The sequence below is a fragment of the Pseudomonas sp. B111 genome (assembly GCF_026428275.1).
Classification (GTDB): domain Bacteria; phylum Pseudomonadota; class Gammaproteobacteria; order Pseudomonadales; family Pseudomonadaceae; genus Pseudomonas; species Pseudomonas aeruginosa.
Genome location: NZ_CP097857.1, coordinates 313,405 through 331,580, shown reverse-complemented (window position 1 = coordinate 331,580; position 18,176 = coordinate 313,405). Strand labels below are relative to the sequence as shown.

General features: G+C 67.6%; 19 protein-coding genes. 11 read left to right on the top strand and 8 right to left on the bottom strand.

Translation table 11 applies throughout. The annotated features are described in order from the left end of the window. The first annotated feature begins 53 nt into the window (after positions 1-53). Complete coding sequence (locus M6E97_RS01540) at positions 54-263, top strand: DUF2788 domain-containing protein (RefSeq protein WP_003093125.1); 210 nt, start codon at positions 54-56, stop codon at positions 261-263. 100 nt (positions 264-363) lie between these two features. Then, the gene (locus tag M6E97_RS01535) at positions 364-756 is read left to right on the top strand and encodes a globin (RefSeq protein ID WP_003093127.1); all 393 of its coding nucleotides are present in this window, start codon (positions 364-366) and stop codon (positions 754-756) included. 33 nt (positions 757-789) lie between these two features. On the opposite strand, the gene M6E97_RS01530 is transcribed toward M6E97_RS01535, so the two are convergent. After that, positions 790-1,359: a pseudouridine synthase gene (locus tag M6E97_RS01530; RefSeq protein WP_003114324.1), complete on the bottom strand. Its 570-nt coding sequence runs from the start codon at positions 1,357-1,359 to the stop codon at positions 790-792. A 138-nt stretch (positions 1,360-1,497) separates the two neighbouring features. On the opposite strand from M6E97_RS01530, the gene M6E97_RS01525 reads away from it, so the two are divergent. Further along, complete coding sequence (locus tag M6E97_RS01525) at positions 1,498-2,583, top strand: MBL fold metallo-hydrolase (protein ID WP_003119208.1); 1,086 nt, start codon at positions 1,498-1,500, stop codon at positions 2,581-2,583. Here M6E97_RS01525 and M6E97_RS01520 read toward each other — a convergent pair. From M6E97_RS01520 to ladS, 6 genes are all read right to left on the bottom strand, one after another. Further along, positions 2,541-3,107: an SEC-C metal-binding domain-containing protein gene (locus tag M6E97_RS01520; protein ID WP_016254302.1), complete on the bottom strand. Its 567-nt coding sequence runs from the start codon at positions 3,105-3,107 to the stop codon at positions 2,541-2,543. The two genes, M6E97_RS01525 and M6E97_RS01520, sit on opposite strands and share 43 nt — an antisense overlap. Positions 3,108-3,257: 150 nt before the next feature. Then, positions 3,258-4,757 (bottom strand): AMP nucleosidase, encoded by a 1,500-nt coding sequence (gene amn / locus M6E97_RS01515; RefSeq protein WP_003119204.1) that lies wholly within the window; start codon positions 4,755-4,757, stop codon positions 3,258-3,260. A 54-nt stretch (positions 4,758-4,811) separates the two neighbouring features. Then, positions 4,812-5,243: a PaaI family thioesterase gene (locus tag M6E97_RS01510; RefSeq protein ID WP_003118262.1), complete on the bottom strand. Its 432-nt coding sequence runs from the start codon at positions 5,241-5,243 to the stop codon at positions 4,812-4,814. An 11-nt stretch (positions 5,244-5,254) separates the two neighbouring features. Beyond that, entirely contained in the window at positions 5,255-6,904 is a 1,650-nt protein-coding gene (locus M6E97_RS01505) for an acyl-CoA dehydrogenase family protein (protein WP_034005676.1), read from the bottom strand. Then, entirely contained in the window at positions 6,901-7,548 is a 648-nt protein-coding gene (locus tag M6E97_RS01500) for a TetR/AcrR family transcriptional regulator (protein WP_003093144.1), read from the bottom strand. Before M6E97_RS01500 ends, M6E97_RS01505 begins: the two co-directional genes overlap by 4 nt. A 105-nt stretch (positions 7,549-7,653) precedes the next feature. Then, positions 7,654-10,041, bottom strand: coding sequence for a hybrid sensor histidine kinase/response regulator LadS (gene ladS, locus M6E97_RS01495; protein ID WP_003093145.1), 2,388 nt, complete (start codon positions 10,039-10,041; stop codon positions 7,654-7,656). A gap of 210 nt (positions 10,042-10,251) precedes the next feature. On the opposite strand from ladS, the gene M6E97_RS01490 reads away from it, so the two are divergent. The 4 genes from M6E97_RS01490 to M6E97_RS01475 all read left to right on the top strand — a co-directional run bounded on the left by M6E97_RS01490 (position 10,252) and on the right by M6E97_RS01475 (position 13,767). Continuing rightward, positions 10,252-11,049 carry a hydroxymethylpyrimidine/phosphomethylpyrimidine kinase gene (locus M6E97_RS01490; RefSeq protein ID WP_023095217.1) on the top strand — a complete coding sequence of 266 codons (798 nt, stop codon included), beginning with the start codon at positions 10,252-10,254 and terminating at the stop codon, positions 11,047-11,049. A 10-nt stretch (positions 11,050-11,059) separates the two neighbouring features. Then, positions 11,060-11,689, top strand: a complete 630-nt coding sequence (gene thiE, locus M6E97_RS01485; protein WP_003132524.1) for a thiamine phosphate synthase — start codon at positions 11,060-11,062, stop codon at positions 11,687-11,689. Between the two features lie 37 nt (positions 11,690-11,726). Then, positions 11,727-13,010, top strand: coding sequence for a glutamate-1-semialdehyde 2,1-aminomutase (hemL, locus tag M6E97_RS01480; RefSeq protein ID WP_003093150.1), 1,284 nt, complete (start codon positions 11,727-11,729; stop codon positions 13,008-13,010). Between the two features lie 208 nt (positions 13,011-13,218). Then, a complete protein-coding gene (locus M6E97_RS01475) occupies positions 13,219-13,767 on the top strand; it encodes a tetratricopeptide repeat protein (RefSeq protein WP_003093155.1) in 549 nt (182 codons plus the stop codon). A gap of 15 nt (positions 13,768-13,782) precedes the next feature. Here the strand turns inward: M6E97_RS01475 and M6E97_RS01470 are convergent, their stop codons facing one another. Further along, the gene (locus M6E97_RS01470) at positions 13,783-14,115 is read right to left on the bottom strand and encodes a DUF1820 family protein (RefSeq protein ID WP_003093157.1); all 333 of its coding nucleotides are present in this window, start codon (positions 14,113-14,115) and stop codon (positions 13,783-13,785) included. A gap of 128 nt (positions 14,116-14,243) precedes the next feature. On the opposite strand from M6E97_RS01470, the gene miaB reads away from it, so the two are divergent. The 4 genes from miaB to M6E97_RS01450 all read left to right on the top strand — a co-directional run bounded on the left by miaB (position 14,244) and on the right by M6E97_RS01450 (position 18,083). Further along, a complete protein-coding gene (gene miaB, locus M6E97_RS01465) occupies positions 14,244-15,584 on the top strand; it encodes a tRNA (N6-isopentenyl adenosine(37)-C2)-methylthiotransferase MiaB (protein ID WP_003093158.1) in 1,341 nt (446 codons plus the stop codon). Positions 15,585-15,752: 168 nt separating this feature from the next. Then, positions 15,753-16,775, top strand: a complete 1,023-nt coding sequence (locus M6E97_RS01460; protein WP_003111486.1) for a PhoH family protein — start codon at positions 15,753-15,755, stop codon at positions 16,773-16,775. Next, entirely contained in the window at positions 16,765-17,247 is a 483-nt protein-coding gene (gene ybeY / locus M6E97_RS01455; protein WP_003093160.1) for an rRNA maturation RNase YbeY, read from the top strand. The genes M6E97_RS01460 and ybeY overlap by 11 nt, the downstream gene beginning before the upstream one ends. Then, positions 17,244-18,083, top strand: coding sequence for an HlyC/CorC family transporter (locus M6E97_RS01450; protein ID WP_003093161.1), 840 nt, complete (start codon positions 17,244-17,246; stop codon positions 18,081-18,083). Before ybeY ends, M6E97_RS01450 begins: the two co-directional genes overlap by 4 nt. Positions 18,084-18,176: the final 93 nt, after the last annotated feature.

Sequence of the window (18,176 nt, the reverse complement as noted above, 5' to 3'; positions counted from 1 at the left end):
CTCCGTCCGACCGCGAGCCGGACTTCGTTTGCTTGAAAATCCGGAGGTTGCCAATGGATCCCGAACTGTTCGAAGAGTGGATGATGACCGGTCTGGTGACCGTGCTTATCCTGTTCATGGCTTTCATCGTGTGGGACCTGGCGAAGAAGTCGAAAGCCGGCAAGTTCGGAACCCTGATCCTGTTCTTCGCCCTCGGCCTGGGCGTACTGGGCTTCATCATCAAGGGCCTGGTCATCGGCAGCCTCGAAGGCGCGGGCATGTAACCCCGGCGCCACGCGCGTCATCCAACCACTCGTAATCATCCGCCGGCCCCGGCCAACGGGGCCGGCTCGCCTTGCCATTGCCTAGAACAAGGGAGTCGCCATGAACGCCGCCGACCGCGTCATGCAGAGTTATGGACGCTGCTGTGCCAGCACCGGATTCTTCGATGATTTCTACCGGCATTTCCTTGCCAGTTCCCCGCAGATTCGCGCCAAGTTCGCCACCACCGACATGACTGCGCAGAAACACCTGCTGCGTGCCGGGATCATGAACCTGGTGATGTACGCCCGCGGCATGTCCGACAGCAAGCTGCGCGCACTCGGCGCCAGCCATTCGCGCGCCGCGCTGGATATCCGCCCGGAACTCTACGACCTGTGGCTGGACGCCCTGCTGATGGCGGTCGCCGAGCACGACCGCGACTGCGACGCCGAGACCCGCGACGCCTGGCGCGACGTGATGGGTCGCGGCATCGCCGTGATCAAGTCGTACTACTGATCGTTCCGCGCCCGCTGGACGACGCCCCTCTCGTCAGTCCAGCCGCGCCGGCACTTCCCGCCATTCCCCGAGGCCCAGGCCGTCCAGGCTCCAGGGGCCGATCCGCACCCGCACCAGCCGCAGCGTCGGCAAGCCCACCGCCGCCGTCATCCGCCGTACCTGGCGATTGCGCCCCTCGCGAATCACCAGTTCCAGCCAGTGGGTCGGCACCGACTTGCGAAAACGCACCGGCGGCACCCGCTCCCACAACGTCGGCTCATCCAGCAGACGCGCCTCGGCGGGCAGCGTCGGGCCGTCGTTGAGCGTCACGCCCTCGCGCAGGCGCCGCAATTGCTCCTCGTCCGGCGTGCCTTCGACCTGCACCCAGTAGGTCTTCGGCAGCTTGTGCCGGGGGTCGGCGATGCGCGCCTGCAGGCGACCGTCGTTGGTCAGCAGCAACAGGCCCTCGCTGTCGCGGTCCAGGCGCCCGGCCGGATACACGCCCGGCACCGGGATGAAGTCCTTGAGGGTCGAACGCCCTTGCTCGTCGTTGAACTGGGTCAGTACGTCGAACGGCTTGTTGAACAGCAGCAGCTTCGGCTCGCTCGGCGGCGCCTTGGCCACCCGGCGTGGCGCAGGGCGGACGGGATGACGCGGGGAAGGACGCGGGGGACGGGACATGACTGGAAACGAGTTGGCTTGATCGGGGTACCGGGCGGCATGCTAGGTTGTCCGAGAGCCTGACCGCAAGAGCATCCCCTCATGCCCTCCCTGCGTCCCACCTGGCTGATCAGCCTGCTGACCCTGGCCGGCTGCGCTGGCAGCGCCTATCAGGGTCCGCCTTCGGACCATTTCGACGGCGAACGTTTCCGCAATATCCAGCCGACCGCGCACAAGAGCCTGCGCGACCTGCTCAAGTGGCAGTGGAACCGCCCGCCGCAACGCCCGTGGGTCGCCCTGCCGCCGACGGCAACGCCGCCAAGGGTGAACGAGCGCGCCCGCGGCGAAGAACTGCGGGTCACCTACATCAACCACGCCACCCTGCTGATCCAGCACCGCGGCCTGAACATCCTCACCGACCCGGTCTGGTCGCAACGGGTCAGCCCGCTCGCCTTCATCGGCCCGAAGCGCCACCATCCGCCCGGGTTGACGCTCGACCAGTTGCCACCGATCGACCTGGTGCTTGTGAGCCACAACCACTACGACCACCTCGACCTGGAAACCCTGCGCCAGCTCCACCGGCGCTGGCCGACGGCCAAGGTGGTCAGCGGCCTGGGCAACGCCGGGCTGATCCGCCAGACAGGTTTCGCCGACGTCGTGGAGATCGACTGGTGGCAGGCCGTGCCGCTGGGCGCTGGCCTGACGCTGCATGGCGTACCGGTGCAGCACTGGTCGTCGCGCACCCGCAGCGACACCAACCGCACGCTCTGGCTCGGCTTCGTCATCGACTCGCCGGACGGCCCGCTGCTGTTTCCCGGCGATACCGGGCTCGGCCCGGAGTTCGGGCTGATCCACCAGCGCTTCGGGGCGATGCGTTTCGCCGCCCTGCCGATCGGCGCCTACGAGCCGCGCTGGTTCATGCGCGACCACCACATGAATCCCGACGACGCGGTGCAGGCCCATCGCACGCTGCAGGCGCAGACCAGCATGGCCATCCACTTCGGTACCTTCAATCTCACCGACGAACAGCAGGACGACCCGCCCAAGGCGCTCCAGGCGGCGCTGCGCAGCCAAGGCGTGGACCCGGCGACCTTCGGCACGCCGAAACCCGGCGAGCAGTGGCGCGTCGCACCGCGCAACGTCGCTCAGGAGGCCGAGGCCACCAGGCGGGAGCAGCAGTTGCGGTAGCGCTTGCCGCTGCCGCACGGACAAGCCTGGTCGCCCCGGCCGCCCAGGGCCAGCCAGCTTTCCAGGCGCGCGGCCATCCCGGCCAGGCGCTCGCGGGCCTCGTCGTCCAGGCCGGCGCGGGCCAGTTGGCGCCGCAGGCCGAGGTAGTCTTCCAGCAGGACATCGCGGCTGAGCGCCTGGTACTGGTCGGCCAGCGGCACGCCTTCGTAGCGCCGCTGCGGGTCGGCCAGGAAAGCGATGGCGCCCGCCTGCGGCAGGACATTCCACAGGTTGCCGCGCGGATCGCGCCAGCAAGCGCTGAAACGCGCGCGCAGGGCCAGGCCGCGCCATTCTTCCAGGATCCAGCCGTCGACCCGCTCGCCGCCGAGGGCGTCGACCGCCCGACCGACCGAGAACCACGGTTCGCCGGCCAGGCTTTCCGGCATCGGCAACGGCGCTGCCACTTCCGGCGCGGCATCGGGCACCAGGCGGCGGGCGAAGCGACGGAGCGGGTTGCTGAGATGAGTGGGGGCGCTGAACGGCATGGGGCTCACATCGATGGCAGGCGTGGTCGTTCCGACTGGCAGAAGGCGCCGCGGTTCCACGCAGGGCGAAGGGCCGTCATTGTAGGGCCTCGGCGCCGCGAGGCGTAGAAGCGAACCCCGGTTTCCGCGCGGAAACCGGGGCGCGTCCGATCAACGGAACGGCGGCTCGTCGAAACTCCGCAGCTTGCGCGAGTGCAGCGAGTTGAGCTGGCTGCGCAACAGGTCGAGGGCGGCGATGCCGATCCGCAGGTGCTGGTTCACCGCGCGCTCGTAGAAGGCGTTGGCCGAGCCGGGCAGCTTGATCTCGCTGTGCAGCGGCTTGTCCGAGACGCACAGCAGCGTGCCGTAGGGCACCCGCAGGCGATAGCCCTGGGCGGCGATGGTGCCGCTCTCCATGTCCACCGCGATGGCCCGCGCCAGGTTGATCAGCGGCCGCTCCTGGGCCCAGCGCAGCTCCCAGTTGCGGTCGTCGTAGGTGAGCACGGTGCCGGTGCGCAGGCGTCGCTTGAGCGACTCGCCGCGCTCGCCGGTGACTTCGGCGGCGGCTTCCTGCAAGGCGACCTGGACCTCGGCCAGCGCCGGGATCGGGATGTGCGGCGGCAGCGCGCGGTCGAGGATGCCGTCGCGGCGCATGTAGGCGTGCGCCAGCACGTAGTCGCCGATGGTCTGCGACTGCCGCAGGCCGCCGCAGTGGCCGATCATCAGCCAGCAATGCGGACGCAGCACCGCCAGGTGGTCGGTGATGTTCTTCGCGTTGGACGGGCCGACCCCGATGTTGACCAGGGTGATGCCGTCGCCATCGGCGGCGATCAGGTGGTAGGCCGGCATCTGGTAGCGGTGCCAGACCACCCCGGCGACGATGGCGTTGGCCTCGCCTTCGTCCATCCCGCGCTCGATGATCACGTTGCCCGGCAGGACCATGCGCACGAAGCGCGGGTCCTCGCGCAGGCGGGTCAGGCCGAGGCGGATGAACTGGTCGACGTAGCGGTGGTAGTTGGTCAGCAGGATCCACGGCTGCACGTGGCGCCAGTCGCTGCCGGTGTAGTGCACCAGGCGGCGCAGGGAGAAGTCCACCCGCGCGGCGTCGAACAGCGCCAGCGGCAACTGGTCGGCGCGTTCCCATTCGTAGAGGCCGTCGGCGATGTCGTCGGAAGCGGCGGACAGGTCGGTGCTGGGGAACACCCGCGCCAGCTCGGCGGCGGTCACCCCGGAGCCGGCCAGCTCATCGCCCTGCTCGACCACGTAGGGATAGGGGATGTCCTGTTGGCTCGGGCCGACCTGCACCTGCACGGTGAAATCGTCCATCAGCGGACGCAACTGTTCCAGCAGGTACTTGCGGAAGGCGTCGGGGTGGGTGACGGTGACGCTGTATTCGCCCGGCACCTGGACCTTGGCGTAGGCGCGGGTGGTGGACGGCACCTCGCCCTGGCAGCGGTAGCCGATGCGCAGTTGCGGGTAGTGGAAGTTCTGCCGCTCGGCCTCGCTCGGCTCGATGCGCTCCTTGATGTAGCGCTTGAGCGCCTGGCTCAGCGCCGCGGTGGCCTGGCGGTGCAGCTCGGCAAGACGGTCGACGGCCTCCTCGGCCGTGCGGGCGACGACGAATCCGTCGTCGGAATCGATACTCATGGTGGGCTTCCTGTCGGTTCGCATGGAAAACATCTTGCCTGTACCGACAGGAAAACACAGCGCTTTTCTCCCGTTACCTCATTCGGCCAGCGCCACCACCGCCATGGTCACGGTGGCCTTGCTGAACAGGCGCCGCCGACCGTCCCGCTCGGCGAACACCTCGGCCTCGACCACCGTCACCTGGCGCCCGGCCTTGAGCACCTCGGCGCGACACAACAGGCGCTGGCAAAGCGCCGGGCGCAACAGGTTGAGCTTGAACTCCAGGGTCAGTACCGTCTGCCCCTCCTCCACCAGGGTCGCGGCGGCGGCCCCGGCGGCATGGTCGGCCAGGGTCGCCTGGACCCCGGCATGGATGAAGCCGTTCTGCTGGGCGTGGCGGGGCAGGATGTCCAGCCCCGCTTCGACCCAACCCGGCCCGCAGTCAAGCGGACGGATGCCGAGGTCGCCGACGAAACTGGCCGCGGCGAAGCCCTGCTCGACCAGCTCCCGGTAGCGCGGATGCGCCTGCACCGCGGCGCGCCTCAGGCCAGGTGCGGGGTGGCGCGAGCCAACAGCGCCTCGACCTCGACGCCGCGCGGGAGGGTACCGTAGACCCGCCCGCCGTCCCCCAGGCGACTGCCGATGAAGGCGTCGGACACCGCGGAGTTGCCGGCTTCCAGCAACAGCTTGGCCTGCAGGGCGATCGCCACGTCCTCGGTGAGCTGGCGGGCGCGGTACTGGATGTCGGCGGTGTCGGAGAAGGCCGCCTTGAGGTTGCCGATGTGCGCGGCGAGACGGGCGTCGCCATGGCCGTCGCCCAGTTCGGCGAACAACGCGTCGAGCACCCCCGGCTCCTTCGACAGGGCACGCAGCACGTCCAGGCACTGCACGTTGCCGGAACCTTCCCAGATCGAGTTCACCGGGGCCTCGCGGTACAGCCGCGGCAGGATGGTTTCCTCGACGTAGCCGGCACCGCCCATGCATTCGGAGGCTTCGTTGATCATCGCCGGGGCACGCTTGCAGATCCAGTACTTGCCCACCGCGGTGACCAGGCGGGCGAACTTCTCCTCCTGCTCGTCGTGGGCACGGTCCAGGGCATGCCCCATGCGCAGGGTCAGGGCCAGCGCCGCCTCGCTTTCCAGGGCCAGGTCGGCGAGCACGTTCTGCATCAGCGGTTGCTCGGCCAGCACCCGCCCGCCGACCTTGCGGTAGGTACAGTGGTGGGCAGCCTGGGTCAACGCCTGACGCATCAGTGCGCTGGAGCCGATCATGCAGTCGAAGCGGGTCATGGCGACCATCTCGATGATGGTCGGCACACCACGGCCCTCCTCGCCGACCATCCAGGCCAGGGCGCCGCGATACTCGATTTCGCTGGAGGCGTTCGACCAGTTGCCCAGCTTGTCCTTCAGGCGCTGGATGTAGAACTGGTTGCGGCTGCCGTCCGGCCGGTGGCGCGGCAGCAGGAAGCAGGTCAGGCCCTTGTCGGTGTAGGCCAGGGTGAGGAAGGCGTCGCACATCGGCGCCGAGCAGAACCACTTGTGCCCGACCAGTTCGTAGGCCTGCCCCGGCCCGGGAATCCCCACCGGGTAGGCCCGCGTGGTATTGGCGCGGACGTCGGTGCCGCCCTGCTTCTCGGTCATCGCCATGCCGATGGTGACGCCCGCCTTCTGCTCCATCGGCACGTTGCGCGGGTCGTACTCGCGGGAGAGGATCTTCGGCAGCCATTTCTCGGCCAGATCCGCCTGCAGGCGAATCGCCGGCACGCTGGCGTAGGTCATGGTCAACGGGCAACCGGTGCCGGCCTCCGCCTGGCTGTGCAGGTAGGACAGCCCGGCCCGCGCCACCTGGGCGCCGGGGCGCGGGTCGGTCCAGGGCAGCGAGGGCAGTTCGTGTTCGATGGCGGCGCGCATCAGCTCGTGGTAGGCGGGGTGGAACTCCACCAGGTCGACGCGGTTGCCGTAGCGGTCGTGGCTATGGAACTCCGGCTTGTGCTGGTTGGCCAGGAAGCCGGCCGCCATCAGCGGGCCGCCGGCCAGCTCGCCGTAGCGCTGCAGGCGCTCCTCGGCCCAGCCGCCCTGGTAGCGACGCACCCACTCCTGGAGAGGCAGGTCGAGGCGGTAGAGGTTGGCGCCATCCAGCGACGGTACCTGGTTGGTCACTTCGTGGGTTTCGGCGTACTGGTGCAGGTTCATGAGGGTTCCTCGCAGACAGGCGCGCCCACCGCGCGCAGGCAGAAGTTCACCAGAGCCGTACTCACCGGCTCCAGACTCGGTTCCGGCTGGCCGCTGTCGCGAGCGGCGCGCGCCGGGGGAGACAAGGGGCCGACCAGCGCCTCGGCGATGGCCCCGACCAGGCAGGCCGCGGCAAGCGGCACCAGGGAAAGCTGGAATGCGCCACTGCGCCGGCCCTCCTCGAGCAGTTCGACGAACAGCGCGGCGTAGGCCTCGCGATAGCGCAGGCGCTGCTCGTCGACTTCAGGATCCACCGGCTCGGCGATCAGGGCGAAGGCCAGCCGCTGGCTGCTCCAGGCGCGCGCGGCAAAGCGCCGCAAGCCCTCGGCCAGGCGCCAGGCGGGCGCGCCGGGACCGCGCAGGACGACGGCCAGGGCATCGACCTCACGCTGGCTGGCGCGGCGGAAGATTTCCGCCGCCAGCTCGCCCTTGCCCCGGAAGTGGCGGTACAGGCTGCCGGTGGCGATCCCCGCGTCGTCGGCCAGGGCCTGCATGGTCAGCGCGGCGAAACCGCCCTCCGCGACACGCCGCAGGCCTAGCTGGAGGATGCGCTCGCGCAGCGCGGAATCGCGTTGCAGGCGGCGTTCGGTGACACGATAGACCATGACTGAATCCGGATTCACTTTTTCCCAGTGAATCACGCTTCAGGCTTTGCCTAAAGAGACATACAGGTCGCGCAAGCCGGCATTTCAGCCAGCCGCGGAAAGGCTTCAGGCGGACTTGGTGACGATCGGCTGGCACAGCAGCCAATCGTGCAGCAGGGTCTGCAACTCTTCGAACTTGACCGGCTTGGCCATGTAGTCGCTCATGCCCGCCGCCAGGCAGCGCTCGCGATCGCCGCTGTGGCTGTGGGCGGTCAACGCCAGCACCGGCAGTTCCGCGCAGCCGGGCAGCGCGCGGATCGCCCGACAGGTGGCGAAGCCGTCCATCACCGGCATCTGGCAGTCGAGCAGTACGCCGTCCGGCCGCTCGCGCGCCAGCAACTCCAGGGCCTCGCTGCCGTTGTCGGCGGTGCGCACCCGGTAGCCGAGCTTGAGCAGCATGCCGCGAGTCACCAACTGGTTGATGGCGTTGTCCTCCACCACCAGCACCGTGCACTCCTCGGGACGCCGCACCGCCTGCCCGCCGGCGCGCCGCGGCGGCGGCGCCAGGCCCTGGGCCGGCTGGGTCAGTTGCAGGCGCAGGAGGAAGCGGCTGCCCTGTCCCGGCCGGGACTCGTGGGTCAGCTCGCCGCCAAGCAGTTCCACCAGCTTGCGGCACAGCGCCAGGCCGATGCCGAGGCCTCCGTAGCCACGGGTCAACGAGCTGTCGGCCTGGACGAAACGCTGGTAGAGGTCGCTGCCGGCGGCCATGTCGAAACCGATGCCGGTGTCGATCACTTCCACCCGCAGCGCCACCCCGTCATGGGTACGCCCGGCGGCGACGCGCAGGGTCACGCTGCCCCTGGCGGTGAACTTGATCGCGTTGTCGACCAGGTAGCCCAGCGCCTGGGCCAGCTTGCCGGCATCGCCTTCGAGGGTGTCCGGCAGGCTGTCGTCCAGTTGCAGGGCGAAGCGCAGGCCCTTCTCCTCGGCGCGCGGCGCGTACTGCGCGCGCAGGCTGTCGAACAGGCCGCGCAGGCTGAACGGCTCGCGGCGCGGGTAGAGCTTGCCGGCCTGCAGTTCGATGAGGGCGAGGATGTCGTTGACCATCCGCATCATGTCCCGCGCCGAACCGGCGGCGGTGCGCTGGTACTCGGCGAGTTCGACGTCCATCGGCACCGTCTGCATCAGCTCCAGCGAACCGATCACCCCGCTCATCGGGGTGCGCAGTTCGTGGGTGACGGTGGCGAGGAACTCGTCCTTCAGGCGGTTGCTGTTGGCCAGTTCCTGGTTCAGCGCTTCCAGCTTGCGGCTGGACTCCTGGAGGATTCGCGCGCGCTCCTCCTTCATCGCGTTGATCCGGTCGGCCAGCGCCAGCGACAGCAAGCCCACCTCCAGCGCCGAACCGATCTGGCTGGCATACATGGTGAGGAACATGTTCGGCAGGTAGCCGAGGACCATCAGGGTATTGACGATGCCGCCGAGAAGGAAGGCGGTCCAGGCGATGATGAAATAGCGCGCCACGCGCATGCCGCGCAGCCAGGCGAGGATGCCGGCGGCGAAGATCAGGCCGGTGAAGGCCAGCGCCAGGTAGGTGGCCAGGCGTAGAGCCACGGCGTAGCTCATGGTCAGCGCCATCAGCATGACCAGCGCGCCGACCGCCATCAGCGCCAGCAGGCCGCGGTCGACCCACACGCTGTGGTCGCGGGTATGCAGGAAGCTGCGCGCGAACTGGCAGCCGAACAGCGCCGCCGAACCGATCAGGAATGGCGTGGCGGCGTTCGCCCACCAGGGGCTGTCGGGCCAGAAGTACTCGATGCCGGCGCCGTTCACCGAGACCTGGTACAGCCCGAAGGAAGCGATATAGAGGATGTAGTAGAGATAGCTGGTATCGCGGACGCTGAGGAAGATGAACAGGTTGTAGATCAGCATCACCAGCAGCACGCCATAGATGATGCCGAGCACATAGATGCGTTCGGGCTGCTCCTCCAGGTAGGCCTTGGGCGACCACAGGGTCAGCGGCGCCTGGATCGATCCCTGGCTTTCCAGCCGCAGGTAGACACGCTGCGGCTTGTTCGGCTCGAGGCCGAGTTCGAACAGGTAGTTGTTCTGCCGGATCGGCCGACTGGCGAACGGCAATGTGTCGCCGGTGCGCTGGGCAAGGCGGTAGCCGCCCTGGCCATCGGGCAGGTAGAGGTCGAGCTTGTCCAGCGGCGGATAAGCCAGCTCCAGCAGCCAGGTGCGCGGATCGCTGGAGGCGACCGGCCGGTAGTCCAGGTCCAGGCGCAACCAGAACACCGAGCGCGAATAGCCGGCATTGAGCACGTCCTTGTCATGGCGGCGGAAGCTGCTGTCGATGGCCCGCGAGGTGATGTCGTTGATATCGGCGCTACCGCGCACGTCCTCGAACACGTCGATGGACTGCCCCAGCGGCAGGCGCTCGACCTGCTCGTTGAAGCTCACCGCACCCGCCAGGCACGGCAACGCAAGAAGAAAGAGAATCAGCCAGTGCCGCATGATGCCCCGCAGTGCTCCTCGAACGGACCGGGAGCCCCACCTCCCTCGTCATGGTCCGCCCTTGGCGAGCGTTGTATGAATATTCGCCGAACTTTAGCACACGCCACGTCACGTCAGGCCCGGGACGTGTCACGCAGGGCCCGGGCGCGGCGCCCGAAAGGTCGTCCGCGCAGCCGCCACGGAGCGCTTTTAGTGGTAAGCTCACGCGCCATGAAAACACCGACTTCCCGCCCCGTAGTGCTCTGCCTGTCCGGTCACGACCCCAGTGGTGGCGCCGGACTGCAAGCCGACATCGAAGCCCTGCTCGCCCAGGGCTGCCACGCCGCCCCGGCAGTCACCGCGCTGACCGTGCAGGACACCGTCAACGTCAGCGACTTCCGCGTCCTCGACCGCGAGTGGGTGCTGGCCCAGGCCAACGCCGTACTCGCCGACCTGCCCGTCGCGGCGGTCAAGCTGGGTATGCTCGGTTCGCTGGAGATGGTCGACACGGTGGCCGAGATCCTCGCCGCCCACTCGCACCTGCCGGTGGTCTGCGATCCGGTGCTGCGCGCCGGCGGCGGCGGTGCGCTGGGCAAGGGCGACGTCGGCTTCGCCATGCGCGAGCGGCTGCTGCCGCGCGCCACCATCGCCACGCCGAACCTGCCGGAAGCGCGCCTGCTCGCCGACCTGCCCGAGGGCAGCGCCGACCAGTGCGCCGAGCGCCTGCTGGAACACTGCGAGCACCTATTGATCACCGGCGGACACGGCGACGAAAGCGAAGTGCACAATCGCCTGTACAGCCGCGACGGCAGCCACCGCACCTTCACCTGCCAGCGCCTGCCCGGCAGCTACCATGGCTCCGGCTGCACCCTGGCCAGCGCCCTGGCCGGTCGCATCGCCCTCGGCGAAGCGCTGCACGGCGCCGTACAGAGCGCCCTCGACTACACCTGGCGGACCCTGCGCGACGCCGAGAGTCCGGGCCACGGCCAATACGTGCCGCGCCGCCTGCCCACCGACTTCTGTCACTGAGAGCCAGCCGATGAAACTGCGCGGCCTGTACGCCATCACCGATAGCCAGCTACTGGACGACGGCCGCCTGCTGCCCTACGTCGAAGCCGCGCTACGCGGCGGCGCGCGCCTGCTGCAATACCGCGACAAATCCAGCGACCAGGCGCGGCGCCTGCGCGAGGCGGAAAGCCTGCGCGAACTCTGCGAACGCTACGGCGCGCAGCTGATCGTCAACGACGACGCCGAACTCGCCGCGCGCCTGGGCGTCGGCCTGCACCTCGGCCAGACCGACGGTTCGCTGTCGGCGGCGCGCGCCCTGCTCGGCCGCCAGGCGATCATCGGCGCCACCTGCCACGCCCGGCTGGAGCTGGCCGAGCAGGCGGTGGCCGAGGGCGCCAGCTACGTCGCCTTCGGCCGCTTCTTCAATTCCAGCACCAAACCCGGCGCCCCCGCCGCCAGCGTCGAACTGCTCGACCAGGCCCGGCCGCGCCTGCACCTGCCGATCACCGCCATCGGCGGCATCAGCCTCGACACCGCGCCCGGCCTGATCGCCCGCGGCGTCGATCTGGTCGCCGTGATCCATGCGCTGTTCGCCGCCGCGTCCGCCGCCGAGGTGGAACGCCGCGCCCGCGCCTTCAGCGCCCTGTTCGAACCTGCCTGACGCCTCCGCGCCTCGCCCGAGAGATAGAGAGCTAGCCATGTCCCGTTCCGAAACGCTGTTCAACAACGCCCAGAAACACATTCCCGGCGGGGTCAACTCCCCGGTGCGCGCCTTCAAGAGCGTCGGCGGCACCCCACTGTTCTTCAAGCACGCCGAAGGCGCCTATGTACTGGACGAGGACGACAAGCGCTACGTGGACTATGTCGGCTCCTGGGGCCCGATGATCCTCGGCCACAGCCATCCGGACGTGCTCGACGCGGTGCGCCGGCAGCTCGACCACGGTCTGTCCTATGGCGCGCCGACCGCGCTGGAAGTGGAAATGGCCGACCTGGTCTGCTCCATGGTGCCGTCGATGGAGATGGTGCGCATGGTCAGCTCCGGCACCGAGGCGACCATGAGCGCCATCCGTCTGGCCCGCGGCTACACCGGGCGCGACAGCATCATCAAGTTCGAAGGCTGCTACCACGGCCACTCCGACAGCCTGCTGGTGAAGGCCGGCTCCGGCGCCCTGACCTTCGGCGTGCCGAACTCCCCGGGCGTTCCGGCGGCCTTCGCCAAGCACACCCTGACCCTGCCGTTCAACGACATCGAGGCGGTGCGCAAGACCCTGGGCGAAGTCGGCAAGGAGGTCGCCTGCATCATCGTCGAGCCGGTTGCCGGCAACATGAACTGCGTGCCGCCGGCGCCGGGCTTCCTCGAAGGCCTGCGCGAAGCCTGCGACGAACACGGCGTGGTGCTGATCTTCGACGAAGTGATGACCGGCTTCCGTGTCGCCCTCGGCGGCGCTCAGGCCTACTACGGGGTCACCCCGGACCTGTCGACCTTCGGCAAGATCATCGGCGGCGGCATGCCGGTGGGCGCCTTCGGCGGCAAGCGCGAGATCATGCAGCAGATTTCCCCGCTGGGCCCGGTCTACCAGGCCGGCACGCTCTCGGGCAACCCGCTGGCGATGGCCGCCGGGCTGACCACCCTGCGCCTGATCAGCCGCCCCGGTTTCCACGACGAACTGACCGCCTACACCACGCGCATGCTCGACGGCCTGCAACAGCGCGCGGACGCCGCCGGCATCCCCTTCGTCACCACCCAGGCGGGCGGCATGTTCGGCCTGTACTTCAGCGGCGCCGACGCCATCGTCACCTTCGAGGACGTGATGGCCAGCGACGTCGAACGCTTCAAGCGCTTCTTCCACCTGATGCTCGACGGCGGCGTGTACCTTGCGCCTAGCGCCTTCGAGGCCGGCTTCACCTCCATCGCCCATGGCGACAAGGAGCTGGAAATCACGCTGAACGCCGCCGAAAAAGCCTTCGCCGCGCTGAAATGACCCTCTTCGCGGCGCCCTTCCCGGGCGCCGCCCTCCACCCCGCCGGAACGCCTTCCTAGCCGAAATGCATAAACGCGCCGACAAAGTTCCCGAAAAGACAGTAAAGACTTTGTAAGGAGACGTCGGCTTATTTCATAATGTGAGGGTCAGCGCATTTCGTTGGCCGGGCAGCCCTTGCCCGCCCCGATCCAGGAGGTGTCTTCCCCTCATGTTCCGTACCGGCCGCACCCTCGCCCTGGGTTGCCTGTTGATCCTCCAGCCGCTGCTCGCGCAGGCGGGAGGCAACTCGTTGCTGATTCCAGCGACCGGCCGCTGCGCGCTGAACACCGTTCCCGAAGAATTGCAACAGGCGCTCGCCGCCTGCCAGCAGGTCGCCAATGGCGGCGACGCCGAGGCGCAATACGAACTGGGCGAATTCTTCTACGACGGCGAGCGCATCCCGCGCGACCTCCAGGCCGCCCTCAACTGGTTCGAGAAAGCTTCTCTACAGGGCCATGCCCAGGCCCAGTACCACCTCGGCACCATGTTCTTCCGTGGCGAAGGGGTTCCGGCGAACAACGTACAGGCCTACATCGTGCTGAAGATGGCAGCGGTGAACGGCGCCGAGGACGCCCTGGACAGCGCCGACCTGGTAGCCGAGCAGATGAACCGCGACGAACTGGACATCGCCACCCGGGTGCTGGGGCAGATCTTCCGCAACTACCTGATCGAACTGCAGACTGCCGGCGGCGTCACGCCCTTCGCGCCGCTGCCCTGACGTCCCTTTCGCGAATCAGTCGCTCTTGCCGGGCATCGGCATGGGGAACGGCATGACGTTGCCCGCGCCCTTGGCCTCGCTGATCTTCGGCGTACCCAGGCGCTCGACCTCGTCGATGCGGACGATCGCGTGCATCGGCACGAAGCTGCGCAGAACGCCTTCGAACTGCGCCTTGAGCTTCTCCTCGCTGGGGTCCACCACCACCTGGGTGCGCTCGCCGAAGACGAACTCCTCGATTTCCAGGAAGCCCCACAGATCGCTCTGGTAGATCTGCTTGGCATACATCTCGAAGACCTGGCCCTGGTTGAGGAAAATCACCTTGTAGATGGGGTTTTCGCGCTTGTTCATGGCGGGGAAAGCAATGCCGGAAAATGAAGGGCGCGAATCATAGCACAGCCTTTCGGCCAGCAACGCTAGGAACCGGGGGCCCCGCCCTCTATAATGCGCGGTCCTTTTCGAACTGTCCGACGAAGCGCATGGCCAAGAAGCTTTTCATCGAAACCCACGGCTGCCAGATGAACGAGTACGACTCGTCGCGAATGGCGGACCTGCTCGGTGAACACCAAGCCCTCGAGGTGACCGAAAACGCCGCCGAGGCCGACGTCATCCTGCTCAATACCTGCTCGATCCGCGAGAAGGCCCAGGAAAAGGTGTTTTCCAAGCTCGGCATGTGGCGCGAGCTGAAGCAGCAGAATCCCGACCTGGTGATCGGCGTCGGCGGCTGCGTGGCCAGCCAGGAAGGCGCCGCGATCCGTGAGCGCGCGCCCTATGTCGACGTGGTCTTCGGCCCGCAGACCCTGCACCGCCTGCCGGAAATGATCGACGCCGCGCGCAGCACGCGCAAGCCGCAGGTCGACGTGTCCTTCCCGGAAATCGAGAAATTCGACCGCCTGCCGGAACCGCGGGTCGATGGCCCCACCGCCTTCGTCTCGGTGATGGAAGGCTGCAGCAAGTACTGCAGCTTCTGCGTGGTGCCCTACACCCGCGGCGAGGAAGTCAGCCGACCATTCGACGACGTGATCGCCGAAGTGATCCACCTGGCCGAGAACGGCGTCCGCGAAGTCACCCTGCTGGGACAGAACGTCAACGGCTTCCGCGGCCTGACCCACGATGGCCGCCTGGCCGACTTCGCCGAACTGCTGCGGGTGGTCGCCGCCGTCGACGGTATCGAACGCATCCGCTATACCACCTCGCACCCGCTGGAATTCTCCGACGCGCTGATCCAGGCCCACGCCGAGGTGCCGGAGCTGGTGAAATTCATCCACCTGCCGGTGCAGTCGGGCTCCGACCGCGTGCTGGCGGCGATGAAGCGCAACCATACCGTGCTGGAATACAAGTCGCGTATCCGCAAGCTGAAGGCCGCGGTACCGGACATCTGCATCAGCTCCGACTTCATCGTCGGTTTCCCCGGCGAAACCGAGAAGGACTTCGAGCAGACCATGAAGCTGGTGGAGGACGTCGGCTTCGACTTCTCCTTCTCCTTCATCTACAGCGCGCGGCCCGGCACGCCCGCCGCCGACCTCGCCGACGACCTGCCGGAAGAAGTGAAGAAACAGCGCCTGCAGATCCTCCAGAGCCGCATCCACCAGCAAGGCTACGAGATCAGCCGGCGCATGGTCGGCAGCACCCAGCGGATCCTGGTCACCGACTTCTCGAAGAAGGACCCGGGCATGCTCCAGGGGCGTACCGAGAACAACCGGATCGTCAACTTCCGCTGCGACAATCCACGCCTGATCGGCCAGTTCGCCCAGGTGCACATCGACGACGCGCTGCCGCACTCGCTGCGCGGCACCCTGATCGACAGCACCCTGCATTGAGGCCGACGACCGTACGGCGGGCTCGCTGAACCTTCCCGCCGCCACGGTGCACCAACGTTTCAGCGGGAACCGGGAAAGCGCCGCCGCGATACGGCAACTTTGCGCGACGATATCCAGCGGTTATTCTCTTCCCTATCAATCAGCCACTGGCGAGTACGACAGAACACCTTGAACGCCCCCCAGGAACTTCATCGCTTTATCCTCGAGCCGTTCGACGCCCGCAGCTTCGCGACACTTTGCGGGCAGTTCGACGAGCATCTCCACCAGATCGAGAAACGCCTCGACATCGAGATCCGCAACCGCGGCAACCAGTTCGAACTGGCCGGCGAACCGCGCCGGACCAAGGTCGCCGAACGCCTGCTGCAGCGTCTCTACCGCGAGGCGCAGAACGGCACCGATCTCACTCCCGACACCGTGCACCTGTACCTGCAGGAGTCCGGCCTGGAAGACCTCGAGGAATTGCAGAGCGCGCCGCAGGTCACCCTGAAGTCGCGCAAGGCGCACATCCGCCCGCGCGGCGCCAACCAGCAGCGCTACGTCAAGGCGATCCTCGACCACGACATCAACTTCGGCATCGGTCCGGCTGGCACCGGCAAGACCTACCTCGCCGTGGCCTGCGCCGTCGACGCCCTGGAGCGCGAGCAGATCCGCCGCATCCTGCTGGTGCGCCCGGCGGTCGAGGCCGGCGAGAAGCTCGGTTTTCTTCCCGGCGACCTGTCGCAGAAGATCGACCCCTACCTGCGCCCGCTCTACGACGCGCTCTACGAGATGCTCGGCTTCGAACACGTGGCCAAGCTGATCGAGCGCAACGTCATCGAGGTCGCGCCGCTGGCCTACATGCGCGGGCGCACGCTGAACAACAGCTTCATCATCCTCGACGAGAGCCAGAACACCACAGTCGAGCAGATGAAGATGTTCCTCACCCGGATCGGCTTCGGCTCCACCGCGGTGATCACCGGCGACGTCACCCAGGTCGACCTGCCCCGCGGCACCCGCTCCGGCCTCAAGCACGTGATCGAGGTCCTGCAGGACGTCCCCGGCATCAGCTTCACCCATTTCAAGCCCAAGGATGTGGTCCGCCACCCGCTGGTGCAGCGTATCGTCGAAGCCTACGAGCGCCATGAGAACCGCCAGCAAGGCCAGGTGCGGCCGGTCGAGGGAACGGGCAAGGGCGGTCACGATGCCGCTTGAGCTCGACCTGCAGGTCGCCAGCGCCGCCCCGGACCTGCCCTCCGAAGCACAGTTCCGCGCCTGGTGCGAACTGGCCCTGCGCCAGCGTCCGGAGTCGGAGCTGACCATCCGCCTGGTGGACGAGGCCGAAGGCCTGGAACTGAACAGCACCTACCGGCACAAGGACTACGCGACCAACGTGCTGTCCTTCCCCGCCGATGTCCCGGACGAGCTTCTCGATATCCCGCTGCTCGGCGACCTGGTGATCTGCGCCCCGGTGGTCGCCCGCGAAGCCCTGGAACAGCGCAAGCCGTTGCAGGCCCACTGGGCCCACCTGGTGATCCACGGCTGCCTGCACCTGCTCGGCTACGACCACATCGACGACGCCGAAGCGGAAGAAATGGAAACACTGGAACGTGAATTGCTGGCGGAACTGGGTCATCCCGATCCGTACGCCTGCGACGACGAAGAGCCACCGAGCAAGGAAAAATGAGCGAAGACCGATCGAGCAACGGGCACAAGTCCTGGCTGGACAAGATCACCCAGGCTTTTGCCCACGAGCCGAGAAACCGCCAGGAGCTACTCGAGCTGCTGCGCGATGCCCACGACAACAAGCTGCTGGACAGCGAGGCGCTGTCCATCGTCGAGGGGGCGATCCAGGTCGCCGACCTGCAGGTGCGCGACATCATGGTGCCGCGCTCGCAGATGATGAGCATCCGCTCGACCCAGACGCCGAAGGAATTCCTTCCGGCCATCATCGAAGCCGCCCACTCGCGCTACCCGGTGGTCGGCGAAAGCCTCGACGACGTCATGGGCGTACTGCTGGCCAAGGACCTCCTGCCACTGATCCTGCACAACGACGAGCGTCCCTTCGACATCAAGGAACTGCTGCGTCCGGCCACCTTCGTCCCCGAATCCAAGCGCCTCAACGTGCTGCTCCGCGAATTCCGCGCCAACCGCAACCACATGGCCATCGTCATCGACGAATACGGCGGCGTGGCCGGCCTGGTGACCATCGAGGACGTGCTGGAACAGATCGTCGGTGATATCGAGGACGAGCACGACGTCGAGGAGGACAGCTACATCAAGCCGCTGCCCAGCGGCGATTTCATCGTCAAGGCGCTGACCCCCGTGGACGCCTTCAACGACTTCTTCGGCTCGGAATTCTCCGACGAGGAATTCGATACCGTGGGCGGCCTGGTGATGAGCGCCTTCGGCCACCTGCCCAAGCGCAACGAAGTGGTCGAGCTGGGCGAGTTCCGTTTCCGCGTACTCAACGCCGACAGCCGCCGCGTCCATCTGCTGCGCCTGTCTCCCCTGCAGAACTGAGCGCGCCCCCTCCGCCGCGGCGGAGGGGGCATCTTCCCGCGCCGTCCTTCTGGCGTCTCGCCAGCCCCTCCTTTACTCTTGCGCCTTGCGCCA